The sequence below is a fragment of the Psychrobacter sp. TWR1-1-1 genome (assembly GCF_049895865.1).
Lineage (GTDB): Bacteria > Pseudomonadota > Gammaproteobacteria > Pseudomonadales > Moraxellaceae > Psychrobacter > Psychrobacter immobilis_A.
Map to the genome: position 1 here is coordinate 1 of NZ_JAFCTE010000001.1, position 13,317 is coordinate 13,317.

Below are 13,317 nucleotides of genomic sequence, written 5' to 3' on the forward strand. Positions count from 1 at the left end.
TTATATCACTACAACCACGAGCGCCCGAATATGGGCAATGGCGGTTTTACGCCAATGCAGAAACTAAACCACGCAGCTTAATTCTATTTGATAAGTGTCTTATGGTTGGGATGATTACCATATGTATTTGCCAGCCTTGGTCGGCAAAAGTATTGAGAGTGAGATGACAAGATTCATCGTTGGTGCATGTTCTATTGCTCAGATTATTTACATGTCTGAAGTGGGCGCGCTGATTTTGAAATCAAACATCAAGCTTAATGTGTTAGAGCTGTTTATGATTTTTATTCTTCGTACTCTGATCAGTTTGGTGGTGATTACCTCAGTGGCGCATCTACTGTATTAGCCATGTAGCCAATATCAACCCATCCTTATCAACCCAGCCTCTAGCATCACGATAATGTGCCAAATAATCGGTTTATTCTTTAGTTAGATAAACCGATTACTTAGCGAATGATTGATAGAGACACTTATAAATGAAATTAAAGACAATAGGTATAAAACAATTATATCAAACCATATAAGGTGATTGACCATCATGGAAATGACGAATGCTAACAGTTTAACGAGAGAAAGCGCCATCCAAACGGTTCACGATGAAGTGATGTTAAATGCAGCTTATATAGATGGCAAATGGATGACTATTGAAGCGCCTGCTACCGATACTGCTGACGCTGATAGCTATGATTCGAATTATGATTTATATGATTCAAATTCGGGAACAATCATCGCTACCACTCGATTGTGTACCAAGGTACAGGTAGAAATGGCAGTCAATGCGGCTTCTGCGGCGTATCCATCTTGGTCGCAAACCGCCGTAAGCACGCGTGCATCGTATCTCAATGCCATTGCCGAGACGATGGAGGAGCAGTTTGACAAATTGGTGGGATTGTCTGTGTTAAATAATGGTAAGCCCATTGAAGAGGCAAAAATAGACGTGAGTGATGCCATTGCCTGCTATCGCTATTATGCCAATCTCATCACAGAACAAGCGACGTGGTCGGAGGTATCCACCAGCGAGTCAGGCATACGCTTGCTAAAAACGTATGCACCTGTTGGTATTTGCGCCCTTATTGTCCCGTGGAATTTTCCAATGGTCACTACTGCTTGGAAGTTAGCCCCTGCATTGGCTGCAGGCTGTACGGTGCTATTAAAGCCCTCCGAGGTGACATTATTGCCAGAGTTGATGCTGGGCAATATGTTGTCTGCTATTAAACTACCGAAAGGCGTCGTTAATATTTTGCCGGGTGCAGCTGAAGTGGGCGCTGCCATGACCTGCCATCCATTAATCGACAAAATTTCTTTTACTGGTAGCAACGCCGTTGGTGAAAAGGTAATGAGCCAAGCGGCAAAAGGTATTAAGGATATCAGTCTAGAGCTGGGCGGTAAGTCAGCCATCGTCGTATGTGCAGATGCTGATATCGACCACGCTTGTGATTTGATTATCGGTGGTATATTTACCAATGCCGGTCAGATCTGTTCAGCCACCTCAAGACTGCTTGTTCATGAAAGCATTGCTCAGTCGTTGTTCGATACATTAAAAGTTAATACAGAAAGTTTGCAAATTGGTGATGGCTTTGACACTGACACGCAAATGGGTCCACTGGTTAGTGAGCAGCAACTAAATCAAGTAAAAAAATATTTCGACCTTGCTGCTGCCGAAAACCTGACTTGTCTCACAGGTGGTGAGATCTTAAATCGGCAAGGGTATTTTGCGATGCCGACGATTTATACCAATGTTCTAGTGACCAGTCAGTTATGGACAGAAGAGGTTTTTGGGCCGATACTAGTGAGTCAAACGTTTACCGACCATGCCGAGGCGATTGCTTTAGCCAATGATAGCCAGTTTGCTTTGGCCGCGAGCATTGTCAGCGCTGATGAAACGGCGGCCGTAGAGATGGCGCTACAGATTCAAGCGGGTCATATCTGGATCAATGAACAGCAAATTGTACTGCCAGAATCAGGGTGGGGCGGATTTAAGCAAAGCGGTATCGGTCGTGAGCTGGGCGTAGACGGCTTGTCTGCGTATCAAAAAAGCAAGCACGTGCTGTTGAGTCATTAAACGTTGGGCGCTTTCATATCTTATTTAGCCATTAATATTGCTACCAATGGCTAAATAAGATATTTGCTTTGTAAATTAACTTTACTGGACTAAGAATGCCATTCGATATAAAATTGAGCAATCATTCAAATTTTATCGCTGTGCTTATTTTTATATGAGATTACAGCTTTTGAGATGGAAAAACTATGTCACGTACCGCACTTTATAACCGTCAGGATGCCTTAGAACGCGCGTTACAGCTTTTTTGGCAAAAAGGCTTTCATGCTACTTCGTTAAAAGACATAGAAGAGGCGCTCGATATGCGTCCAGGAAGCATTTATGCTGCGTTTGGCAGTAAAGATGGATTATTTCAAGAAGCGTTAGACTACTATGCTCGCCTAGGTTTGAGTGAGCTTGAGCGGGTAATGGGCGCTTATCAATCGCCGCTGTTGGGGTTAGCCGCTTTCGTGCGTCAGCTGGGCGGTATTCGTGATAAAGGGCTGCCGAGTCAGGCTTGCATGTTGGTCAAAAGCTTACTGGAGCTTGGTGCTCGTGAGCAGACAGCGCTACAAAAAGTTGAAATGCTGCTGGCAGGTATGGAGCTGCGTTTTATAAATTACTTTACCGAAGCACAGCGGCTGGGTGAGCTTGATAGTAAGTTGGATCCGACTAGGTTAGGTCGTCGCTTGCAGGCTGAAGTGATGGGATTGCGTGCTTTTGCGCAGCGTGATGTCGAGAGTGCAGCGGTGCAAGCGTTGGCTGAAGATATGGCACTCTCTATAGAAGGGCTGCGTATTGATAAGCCTGTTGGCGTGTAGTTCATGTTGACTATTTGCAAATAAGCACTGCTAAAGGGTTATTGCCGATTAAGTAAGGCTGATTGCTAAGATATTTTTGGTATGAAAAAAGGGTTTTAGAGTTACTGTATAGTCTCGGGCTATACAGTAACTCTAAAACCCTTAGCTTTTCTAAAACTCTCAGCTTTGAAGACTAAACCATGACTTCATGGTTTAGTCTGGCATGTCAGCTAACTGCTGCAAAATGCTTTTATAATTTTCAATACCTTGTGCGCCGCTAATTAAATGACGCTCATTGAAAACCATAGAAGGCACACTTTGAATGCCTTGTTGCTGCCAATGCTGCTTTTCTTTTTCTACCGCTGCAGCAAATCGCTGATCTTTTAAGACCGCTAGTGCTTCGCTACGATCCAGTCCAACATCGGCCGCAACATCGGCAAGCACACTATGATCTGATACATTTTGATTATCGACGAAATGTGCGACCAACAATGCTTGCTTTAGCTCGTGCATACGCCCTTGTTGATCGGCCCAATGCAGCAACTGATGCGCATTAAAAGTATTGTAAGTACGAAAGTCATCGGTAAACTGAAAATTAAATCCAGCTTCAGCACCTACTTCTGTCATTCTAGCTCGGTTCTCTTGAACGTCCTCAGCAGTCGTACCGTACTTCTCCATGATATGCTCACGATAGTTTCGTCCTTCGTGCGGTGTATTAGGATTTAACTCAAATGGATGCCAGTGAATCTCGTGTGGAGTGTTGGTTTGTTTTAATGCCTCGGCTAGTTGACTATAGCCGATAGCGCACCAAGGGCAGACCACGTCTGACACGATATCTATTCGTAATGGCTTTTTTAAATTACTCATGGTGGCTCCTTATTTGGTTCTTATATAATTAGACAGCTTTATGCCATTCAAACTTTTGGAAAGGCTTGTCGATTGGCGTGTTGGCCAAATGGTTGGTGTAGTTGCTCATCACTTTTTGAGCCGCTGCAAGAACCACTTCTAAAATCTGACGTTTAGTAAAGCCTGCATCTAAGAACGCTTGCACTGCGTCATCATTTACATTACCACGATCACGAACGACCGATAGCGTAAAGTCGCGTAATGCTTCTAGTTTTTCAGTTGGTAGTGGTGTCTCATTACGTAATGCATCAGTAATGGCGTCATCTACTTTCATGCTTTTGGCGATGCCAGTATGAGCGGGTACACAGTAATGGCACTCATGCTCGACGTTGATGGTTTGCCATACGACCGTGACTTCCTCATCATCGAAACTGCTGTCTAAAAACAACTGATGCAGGCGTTGATAGCCTTCTAATAGCCCAGGTGCTTCAGCCATGACGACATGTAGGTTAGGTACCATGCCAAACGCTTTGATAGAAACATCAAGCAAGTCTTTGCTTGCTGCTGGGGCTGTGTCTTTGTCGTGTAGAGTAAATTCAGTCATGTGAAAGTCCTTCGGATAATTATTAGTGAATTGTTGTAAAAGTAAGTGTGTAGAAACGACTTGAGAACCTATTATATAGTTGAGTGAATACTCAATTTTATAAGTGAGATTTTCGTGAGTCGCTCAACAACTGCAGCCACTATAATTCATTTTGAGCAATCGTTCAAATAATATTTGAGTGAATGCTCAAGTTGTTTGTAACTTTGACTTACATTCGAAGCTAGGCGACATCACGACAGTTATTTGTTTTTCTTAACCAAGTTATTGCTAAATGGCATTGTTAACAATCCCCATAGCGAGGCATTTTGTTTGGCTGCTGGGTATTCTTTTAGCCCAATATCTAGCTCATTATCAGACTGCTTTGCTTTACCCTTATAACTACCAAAAATCCAATCCCACCAAATGACACTAAAACCATAGTTTGAGTTGGTCTCACTAACGCGTTGGCTGTGATGAATACGATGCAAAATCTGCGTCATCAATATTAAGCGCAGCTGTTTTTCAAGCGCAGGTGGCAGGCGAATATTGGCATGGTTAAATATCGCTAAGCCATTTAACGCAATCTCAAATATCAATACAGCGATGGCAGGAACACCCAATAAGCTAACGGCAGCGAGCTTTACTAGAATGCTTAAAACGATTTCAATGGGATGAAATCTAAGCCCTGTGCTGGCATCAACATGCGCATCAGCGTGATGGACTTTATGCAAACGCCATAGCATAGGCACGCGGTGAAATAATCGATGCTGCCAGTAAATGATGATGTCGAGCAATATCAAGCTTAGTATGACGACGACGATGCTTGGCAAATTGATGATATTAAATAGACCAATGCCATTCTGCTGATTATACAGCGCCACAGCCGTTAGACCGACAGGCACCGCTAGACGAGCAATAACTGACGAGATAAAAACCAAGCCAAAGTTAGCGAACCAGCGTTTGCTGCTTTTGATCGGTGCTTGACGTGCAGGCATGCGCCATTCTATCAGCATCATAATCACTAAAATGCTTAAAAAGAACCCAAGCCGCCACCATACTTCGTTAGTCATTAGCTGCCTCTTAACTTATTCTATTTATATACTGTTTTTATCTATTTCTAGCTGCTTAAGGGTATGATAGCCGCCATGGATACGGGTAAAAATCGTAATTGCGCAAGCAGTGGCAAAAATGCTGGCGAGTAATACAAAGTGCTGTGGCCACAGGCAAAAGGCGACAAACAGTGCGATGGTTTCGGTGCCCTCAGTCAAACCGTTTAAGTAATAAAAGCTTTTATATTTAAACTGTGGTTTATCCAGTGTAAACTTTTCCGCAGCAATGGCAAACGCTAAGAAGCTAGAGCCTGTGCCAATAAAGGTGGCGAGTAATAAAGCGCCAGCAATGGCATTCTGTTCAGGATTTGCCAAGATAAAACCCAGCGGAACTGCTGCATAAAAGAGAAAGTCGAGCGTAATATCTAAATAGCCGCCTGCGCTTGAGCTTTGCTTTGCGTGGCGAGCAAGCGCGCCATCAAGACCATCAAAAATACGATTCAATACAATGGCTACCAGTGCGCCATACCAAAGCTCAAATGCAATTAATGGCAAAGCTAACATGCCGATGAAAAAACCCATCACCGTGAGTTGATCAGCCGTAATGCCGCGTTTATGCAAGACAACGACGACAGGGCTTAGTATCGGCTTAATCATGGGCGTAATAAATTTGTCTAGCATGCGCTTGCCTTTTGGATTTCGCTTTGACGTTTAAGATTTTATATATAAAACGATAACTCTAAAACTACAGTTCTAAATGAATGATTTTACCGTTTGCGGCCTCGGCATCGCTATAATCGTGGGTGACCATGATGGCGGGAAGTTTATGAGTGCGGATTTGCTCAAATACCAGTTGCCGCGTATCTACTCGAAGTTGGGTATCAAGCTTGCTAAAAGGCTCATCGAGTAGTATCGCTTTTGGTGCGCTGAGCAAGGTTCGCAGTAGCGCCACTCGTGCTTGTTGTCCGCCCGATAAATTGTCAGGATGGCGATTTCCCATGCCTGCTAAACCAACTTGTTCAAGTGCCTGCTCTATTTTTTCAAAGCGCTGTTTTTTATTGAGCTTCTCAGCGCTATTCTTATTGTCTTTAGGCATCGCAAAAGCAATATTACCTGCGACCGATAAATGCGAAAATAGCAGAGCATCTTGATACAGTACCCCAATATGACGCAGGTGCGTAGGCAGATGGCTTACATTTTTATCATTTAACCAGACCTCACCAGTAGCGGTAAAACCATTTGGTAAGGTGCCTGTTAGCCAGTTCAATAAGCTCGATTTACCACTGCCAGATGGGCCCATGACAGTCAATATTTCACCACCAGAAATCTGCTCATCTAGGCTGAGGAGTAGCGTGTCTTGTCGATATAACTGTAAGTCTTTTATCTGTAAAGAAGATTGCATCAAAGGCCCTTTTATTTGCGTTTTTATTATTAGGTATTTTCAAAATCAGTGCTATTAAAAATAATTTTCTTCAAAATAAACAGTTTTAACGCCTGCTGTTGCTGCCACTTTTAAAGAAATATTTGGGCAATACCCACGCCAATATAAAGCCAATTAACGGTAACGCCATTTGGATGATGGCGTACACCGCACTGGTGCGCCTACTGGCACCATTTGCGAGAGTCACCGCTTCGGTGGTGATGGTGGCGATACGTCCGCCGCCTGCCAATAATGTCGGCAAATACTGACCAAAGCTGATTGCTAAACCAAGGGCGATAGCAATTAACAGCGGCGCAAATAATTGTGGTAATTTCACCTGCAAAAATACTTTGGCTGGGGTTGCACCAAGGCTGGCGGCGACATGAGCAAAACGCGGATCTAAACGCCTGTAACTACTGGCAAGCGATAAAAATACATAGGGCAGCACAAAGAGCAGATGGGTGAACGCCACATTAAAAAAAGCCGTTTGGTTATTCACCAGTTGCTGTAGCCACACCAAACCAAATAAAAAGGCAATGCTTGGCACTAACAATGGCAGATAGATAATGAAACTGGTAAATTTTGAGAGTGGTTTTTTATTTAATTGTTCAGCTTCTAGACATAATAAAGTCAGCACAATGGCAAATACGGTACTCAAGATACCGATTGCAATGGTATTAAATAATGGCGTACCCATTTGCGTAAAGGCACTTTGAAAATGTAATAACACCAATTGCTCTGGCAATACGGCGGGAAAGCGCCAAAAACCAGCCACTGACCACAACACCAGTCCAATGAGCGCCAGCAAGATAAAGCCAATCACCACAGTGGTCAACGCGGCGGTGATTTTTTGCCAGAGTGCATCAGCATAGTGGCGCTTACCATTTATCAATGTGGCATTAAAGCAAGCTTTTATTGCTCTCTCACCACCCAGCCACAAGGCGATTAAACCACCCGTCAACGCCAATTGTAATAACGCGCCTGCCGAGGCTTTTATACGTAAGTTCAAATCCACATCGTTAAACCATTGCATGATAGTAACCGCAAGCGTTGGCGGCGTGTTTGGACCCAATATCAATGGCATCTCTACGCTGGCACTGGCATAGGCCAGCACGGCTAAGATAGGTAAACGTAAAAAAGGATAGAGGATAGGGAGTACGGCTTTAAAAAAGGCAGTAATGGGGTAATAGCCGAGATTTAACGCAACTTTATATTGCTGGCGTAACTTTTTACCAAGCTCAGGTTGTGCCAAAGCGCCTAATGCCATTAATAATAAAAACGGCAGCTCTTTTAAGGTTAAACCCAAAATGATACTAATGCCATAAGGGTCATGGGGAAACATACCGCCTGGTGCCAATTCCCAACCGCTTAGCCACGGTGAAATAAGCCGTGAAAACATACCAGAAGGCGCGATTAAAAAACCAACCGCGATGGCTGCCGCTGCATGAGGAATGACTAAAATTGGACTCAGCAAACGCTCAATACGGGTCAGCCAAACGCTATTAAAAAATGCCGCCAATATCATTAAGGTCATGACAAAAGCGAGTAGCGTACTTATCAATCCAGTAGCGATGCTTAACGCTACCATTTGGATAAGACCAGGCGTCTGCCAAAGATCGTTAAAGCCTTGTAGACTAACGGTCGTTTGCTCAAGTGCAGGTACCCAGCTAAAGGCAGGTAACAGCACGCTAACCAAACCACCGAGCACGGGTAATATCAGCAGTAGCAATAAAAATTTCGGACTCAAAGATACAATGCGCGTAAATAGATCTGTTTTATAAGGCGCAGTTATGCCAGTGATTGTTGCAGAATGGACTTTTTCCTTTGCCGTTTTATGATTAGTATCTCTACTCATGGGCTGACCCCATAACGCGCTTGCCAGCCTTGCATAATGGCATCAACCCAGCTTGGATGTGGTTCACTCACGGTAAGTTTGATGCTATCAAAGGGCAGGGCGCTAGGATGTGGTTTATTGTCTTTAAATAGCGCTTGTTGCTCAGGGTTGAGCGTAGAGGGAACAAGTACGGTTTTATCACCCCATATAGTAGGGGTTTGCTTTTTTGCCTGTGCTTCTGGGCTCAGCAAAAAGTTGGTGACCAGCTGCGCGGCTTGCGGATGGCTGGCGTTATAAGGAATGGCCACAAAATGCGTGTTACTTAAGCTGCCATCACTCATTGCATAGCTACGAATGCTCTGGGGTAAATCATAACGCTGCACTGCCGCTGGCACTTCAGGCGCGGAAAATGTAAAAGCCAAGCTCAGCTCGGTATCATCAACCAAGCGCCGCATTTGCGCGCCCGTTTGTACAAATTGTTCACCTTTGCGCCATAGGGTGGGGTGCAAATCATCTAAAAATTTCCATAAAGGAGCTAATACAATATCTGTATTTTGCTCAGTGGCTGGCAGGTTGAGCTGTGCTTTGGTGTTTTCGCCTGTTTTCGTATCCTGAGTTTCGTGCAGCATGACTAACGCGTATTTTAAAAAGCTCATTCCTAAAAAGTCAGGTGGCTTTGGGTAGCTAAAGCGTCCAGGATTTCGCGCTGTCCAATTGACCAGTTCATTCAAGGTAGTTGGTGGATTATTAGTCGATAAGCTGTCGTAATAAAAAGTCAGCGAGGCTTGTCCCCATGGCGCTTCCATGCCATTGGTCGGCACACCAAAATCAAAGTTAACCGCAGGATTATTCTCTGGATCGGTCAAGGCAAAGTTAGGGAGCTTATTTGCCCATTGTTTCAGTAATAATGAATTCTCACTCATGGTGGCAAAGTTGGCACCATTTATCCAGATGAGATCCACGCTGCCTTTATCATTGTTGTTGGCAGACTTTTCTGCGAGTACGCGACTGACGGCTTCACTGGTGTCGCTCAATTTGACATGAACTAAGTTAATATTATATTTATCATCGACTTGCTTGGCGGCCCATTGTAGATAGGCATTTATCTGCGGGTCACCGCCCCATGCATAGAAATAGACGTCTTGATTGCTACCTTGCGCCTCTATTTGCTGCCAAGATGATAAATTTTGATTAAGGTTACCAGTAGTGGGTGAGGCAGTGCTTGCTGATATACCAACACAAATGCTAAGCACCATAGCATAGGCGCTATAGCGGCTTAGATTTTTTAACGTGGTCAAAGCGGGCAGAGATTTGATAACGTACATTTAAGTTTCCGTTATGATGATATGTTTTCAGCGCAGTTAACAAAAACTCACCTAACCTCGACGCCATGTATGGTATTTCTCAAGCCAGTTTAATACCGTTTCAGCTGCATGATTGCGTTTCCATTCACCAGCAGCGTACTTATTAGCCTCTGCCCACGTTGGATACATATGGATAGTGCCGAGTATTTTATTCAGCCCTAAACCGTGCTTCATCGCCAGTATGAATTCTGGCATTAAGTCCCCAGCATGTTCAGCGACGATGGTCACGCCAAGTATTTTATCTTTGCCTTTAGGGGTAATGACTTTGATAAAACCATGATTGGCGCTTTCTGTCACTGCACGATCTAAGTCTTTAAAGTCGTAGCGGGTAATCTCAAAGTCGATGCCTTTTTCAATAGCTTTCTGCTCATTTAAGCCAACGCGTGCGACTTCTGGGTCTATAAAAGTCGTCCACGGAATGACGCGGTAATCTACTTTAAACTTCTTTAGATGTCCAAACAAACCGTTCACAGCGGCGTACCATGCCTGATGGGAGGCCACATGGGTAAATTGATAAGGGCCAACAACATCACCAGCAGCGTATATATTGGGGTAGAGGGTTTCTAGATAATCATCGGTAGTAATGGTACGTTTCGTTTCGATGCCCAAATCTTCAAGACCATAACCTTCTAAGCGGGCACTACGTCCAACGGCACAAAGCAACTCATCATATTCAATCGCGATTTCTTGCTTATCTATACTATCGCCTTGCGGCTCAACGATAATGAACTTTTTACCATTGCGAGTTTCACAGCGCATCGCTTGATGCGAGGTTAAGATATTCACACCACTCTCCACGAGCACTTTCTGCGCAAACTCTGAAACTTCCACGTCTTCTTTTTTCATGAGACGCGCGCCTCTTTCGATTTGGGTTACATTAGAGCCTAAGCGTGCAAAGGCTTGCGCCAGCTCAGAGCCGATTGGTCCGCCGCCAAGGACGACCAGTTGTTTCGGTGCTGCTTCTAATTCGGTAAATTTATTCCATATAGTATCGCTGGTCACATAACCCGTTTCTTCCAAACCCGGCAAATCTGGGATAAATGGGCGCGCGCCAGTAGCGATAACAATGGAACGTGCGGTGAGTGTTTGCGTGCCGCCATCGTTTAGCGCGATCTCTACTGTCCACGGGTCGATGAATTTGGCATAGCCTTTTAGCACTTCGACACCCAAGTCCGTATAACGCTCAACGCTGTCATTTGGGGCGATGTCAGCGATGATTTTATGGATGCGGGTCATGACGTTTTTAAATGAAAACTCTGGTGGGGTATTTTCCAAGCCGTAACGCTCAGCATGGCGCATTTGTTCTGCCACTTTTGCGCTTTTAATGAGGGCTTTACTGGGTACACAGCCATAATTTAAGCAGTCACCGCCCATCTCACCTGCTTCGATTAAGGTTACTTTTGCTCGGACGGTCGCCGCGATGTAGCTGGTGACTAGTCCGCCAGCACCAGCGCCAATCACAATCATATTACGATCGAATTTTTTAGGCTTGGTATAGTGTTTATAGACGCGGCGTTTTTTTAGCATATTTAATATGCCTTTTGCGATTAATGGGAAGAAACCTAACAACGCAAATGAGACAATCAAATTAAACGATAAAATCCCAGACAAACTGTCAATTTTCGCCAGTTGCGTACCGGCATTAACGAATACAAAAGTACCCGCTAGCATACCGATTTGGCTTACCCAGTAGAATGTCCTTGCTTTAATCGCGGTGACACCCATCAATAGGTTGATTAAAAAGAAGGGAAATATCGGCACTAAGCGTAGGGTGAATAAGTAAAATCCGCCTTCTTTTTCAACGCCAGCATCTATAGCCGCAAGACGCTCAGGAAAGCGCTGCTTAATCGTATCACGTAGTAAATAACGTGAGGTTAAAAAGGCGAGTGTCGCGCCAATACTGGAGGCAAAGGAGGCGACCAGTAAGCCTTGCCATAAACCAAATAATGCACCAGCTGCCAAGGTTAAAATAGCGGCGCCTGGTAAGGATAGGGAGGTGACGACGACATAGAGTAAAAAGAACCCACCGATAATTAATAATGGTGATTGCGTTTTATAGTCATTAAATTGCGCCATGGAGCCTTTTAAGCCGTCAAGCGTCAATAATTGATTGAGGTCAAAGTAGAAAAAGCTTGCTGCCAATATTAATATTAACAGTATCAACAATATTCTTTTAATCATAAAATATCCGGCTAAGTAGTAGAGCGAAGGCTAAAGTCATCGTCATTCTTTTATGATTAAGAACCTTGACCGTGTTACTGATAATGAAAAGTTAGTGGTAATAACAATTACGTTAAGCTTTTTGCATGGTTTGTTCATTTATTTATAATAAAGCAGCTAACTAAATCAGGGGTCTTCATAATATAGGGCTTAAGTTTCGTAGGCTAGTATTTATATTTATGCATGTTCAATCTAACGATAAATATGACTGATGTTTATGCTAAAGAGACTTTTTTGCCCAAGGTTAAGGGGTACAACGTTCTCATTAAGAAAAGCATCAAGCATGCTACGGTTATAGAGCATTGTTACGTTTTTCAACCAAAGCAGCAAGGCTCGCTTAAAGGTGCTCATTTTTCACATAATAAAAAGCCTTTCATAGACTGATATAGTCCATGAAAGGCTTTTCGCTTACATCATAAGCATCAAGACATTGAACGGTTACCACATCAAGTCATCGGGAATCACATAGGCGGCATAAGGATCATCTTCTGCCAGTACTTCTTCTGATGTATCGTTAGACACGACCATGAAGCCCTCCATTTTCGCATCGATGCGATCTGCCAACGGACGAGGAAGGAGGGCATAGCCTTCTTCTAAGCGTGCAATCACCACATGACCGGCGACGATTTGGTCATATAGTTTTTGAGTGACAAAGATTTTTTTAACCTTAGCATTATCGACAAATTGATAATTGACATCGCCATTGGTATCAGCAATCTGATGCTGCTTAATCATTTGTACGATATTGGCCTTGAGCATCTTCTCTTCTAAAACACGTTGTTTTTCTTGATTGAGCTTTTGATCTTTCTCTAGTTTTTTCGCTTGGGCTTCTGCCAACGCTTTTTTTGCTTCCATGCTTTCTGAGTCACCAGTACGCTTGGCATGCTGAGTCTGCTTGCTGATTTTTTTGGCTTTTTTGCTATCCACCAATCCTGCTTTTAATAACTGAGCCTGTAGGGCATTTTTGGCCATAATTCCATCACCTAGATAAGGACACTTAAATCATAAATGCTAAAAAGCCATTGTAGCAAAATTTGCTAAGGCATGTTGTTAGACGATGACAAGACTTTTTAGTGTAACAAGGCAGTCTATCAAGACAATGTTTGAAGGTAGTGCTTTAAGACGATGCTTCTAAAGGCTTTTTAAAACCTTGAGAAATGAGGATG

12 protein-coding genes are annotated in these 13,317 nt (G+C 43.6%); 3 read left to right on the top strand and 9 right to left on the bottom strand.

Annotation, left to right across the window (positions count from 1 at the left end):
* Window positions 1–121: 121 nt before the first annotated feature.
* From ACP69U_RS00005 to ACP69U_RS00015, 3 genes are all read left to right on the top strand, one after another.
* On the top strand, window positions 122–343 hold the full coding sequence (locus ACP69U_RS00005; protein WP_426137406.1) for a hypothetical protein: 222 nt from the start codon (window positions 122–124) through the stop codon (window positions 341–343).
* A gap of 192 nt (window positions 344–535) precedes the next feature.
* Entirely contained in the window at window positions 536–2,059 is a 1,524-nt protein-coding gene (locus tag ACP69U_RS00010) for an aldehyde dehydrogenase family protein (RefSeq protein ID WP_314885024.1), read from the top strand.
* 185 nt (window positions 2,060–2,244) lie between these two features.
* Window positions 2,245–2,856: a TetR/AcrR family transcriptional regulator gene (locus ACP69U_RS00015; RefSeq protein WP_193008790.1), complete on the top strand. Its 612-nt coding sequence runs from the start codon at window positions 2,245–2,247 to the stop codon at window positions 2,854–2,856.
* A 192-nt stretch (window positions 2,857–3,048) separates the two neighbouring features.
* Here ACP69U_RS00015 and ACP69U_RS00020 read toward each other — a convergent pair whose 3' ends face one another.
* From ACP69U_RS00020 to ACP69U_RS00060, 9 genes are all read right to left on the bottom strand, one after another.
* A complete protein-coding gene (locus tag ACP69U_RS00020) occupies window positions 3,049–3,702 on the bottom strand; it encodes a DsbA family oxidoreductase (RefSeq protein ID WP_193008791.1) in 654 nt (217 codons plus the stop codon).
* Window positions 3,703–3,730: 28 nt separating this feature from the next.
* Complete coding sequence (locus ACP69U_RS00025; protein ID WP_314885023.1) at window positions 3,731–4,285, bottom strand: carboxymuconolactone decarboxylase family protein; 555 nt, start codon at window positions 4,283–4,285, stop codon at window positions 3,731–3,733.
* Window positions 4,286–4,524: 239 nt separating this feature from the next.
* The gene (locus tag ACP69U_RS00030; protein WP_426137407.1) at window positions 4,525–5,334 is read right to left on the bottom strand and encodes a sterol desaturase family protein; all 810 of its coding nucleotides are present in this window, start codon (window positions 5,332–5,334) and stop codon (window positions 4,525–4,527) included.
* Window positions 5,335–5,358: 24 nt separating this feature from the next.
* Window positions 5,359–5,994, bottom strand: coding sequence for a CDP-alcohol phosphatidyltransferase family protein (locus ACP69U_RS00035; RefSeq protein WP_426137408.1), 636 nt, complete (start codon window positions 5,992–5,994; stop codon window positions 5,359–5,361).
* A gap of 64 nt (window positions 5,995–6,058) precedes the next feature.
* Window positions 6,059–6,715 carry an ATP-binding cassette domain-containing protein gene (locus ACP69U_RS00040; protein WP_426137409.1) on the bottom strand — a complete coding sequence of 219 codons (657 nt, stop codon included), beginning with the start codon at window positions 6,713–6,715 and terminating at the stop codon, window positions 6,059–6,061.
* 85 nt (window positions 6,716–6,800) lie between these two features.
* The gene (locus tag ACP69U_RS00045; RefSeq protein ID WP_426137410.1) at window positions 6,801–8,588 is read right to left on the bottom strand and encodes an ABC transporter permease; all 1,788 of its coding nucleotides are present in this window, start codon (window positions 8,586–8,588) and stop codon (window positions 6,801–6,803) included.
* On the bottom strand, window positions 8,585–9,892 hold the full coding sequence (locus ACP69U_RS00050; protein ID WP_426137411.1) for an ABC transporter substrate-binding protein: 1,308 nt from the start codon (window positions 9,890–9,892) through the stop codon (window positions 8,585–8,587). The genes ACP69U_RS00045 and ACP69U_RS00050 overlap by 4 nt, the downstream gene beginning before the upstream one ends.
* A 51-nt stretch (window positions 9,893–9,943) precedes the next feature.
* Window positions 9,944–12,112, bottom strand: coding sequence for an FAD-dependent oxidoreductase (locus ACP69U_RS00055; protein ID WP_426137412.1), 2,169 nt, complete (start codon window positions 12,110–12,112; stop codon window positions 9,944–9,946).
* 477 nt (window positions 12,113–12,589) lie between these two features.
* Window positions 12,590–13,123, bottom strand: a complete 534-nt coding sequence (locus ACP69U_RS00060) for a DUF2058 domain-containing protein (protein ID WP_426137413.1) — start codon at window positions 13,121–13,123, stop codon at window positions 12,590–12,592.
* Window positions 13,124–13,317 lie beyond the last annotated feature (194 nt).

Bases quoted from the DNA above. Each gene is read 5' to 3' on its own strand.
- ACP69U_RS00005 (WP_426137406.1), top strand. From the start codon at position 122: ATGTATTTGCCAGCCTTGGTCGGCAAAAGTATTGAGAGTGAGATGACA.
- ACP69U_RS00010 (WP_314885024.1), top strand. From the start codon at position 536: ATGGAAATGACGAATGCTAACAGTTTAACGAGAGAAAGCGCCATCCAA.
- ACP69U_RS00015 (WP_193008790.1), top strand. From the start codon at position 2,245: ATGTCACGTACCGCACTTTATAACCGTCAGGATGCCTTAGAACGCGCG.
- ACP69U_RS00020 (WP_193008791.1), bottom strand. From the start codon at position 3,702: ATGAGTAATTTAAAAAAGCCATTACGAATAGATATCGTGTCAGACGTG.
- ACP69U_RS00025 (WP_314885023.1), bottom strand. From the start codon at position 4,285: ATGACTGAATTTACTCTACACGACAAAGACACAGCCCCAGCAGCAAGC.
- ACP69U_RS00030 (WP_426137407.1), bottom strand. From the start codon at position 5,334: ATGACTAACGAAGTATGGTGGCGGCTTGGGTTCTTTTTAAGCATTTTA.
- ACP69U_RS00035 (WP_426137408.1), bottom strand. From the start codon at position 5,994: ATGCTAGACAAATTTATTACGCCCATGATTAAGCCGATACTAAGCCCT.
- ACP69U_RS00040 (WP_426137409.1), bottom strand. From the start codon at position 6,715: ATGCAATCTTCTTTACAGATAAAAGACTTACAGTTATATCGACAAGAC.
- ACP69U_RS00045 (WP_426137410.1), bottom strand. From the start codon at position 8,588: ATGAGTAGAGATACTAATCATAAAACGGCAAAGGAAAAAGTCCATTCT.
- ACP69U_RS00050 (WP_426137411.1), bottom strand. From the start codon at position 9,892: ATGTACGTTATCAAATCTCTGCCCGCTTTGACCACGTTAAAAAATCTA.
- ACP69U_RS00055 (WP_426137412.1), bottom strand. From the start codon at position 12,112: ATGATTAAAAGAATATTGTTGATACTGTTAATATTAATATTGGCAGCA.
- ACP69U_RS00060 (WP_426137413.1), bottom strand. From the start codon at position 13,123: ATGGCCAAAAATGCCCTACAGGCTCAGTTATTAAAAGCAGGATTGGTG.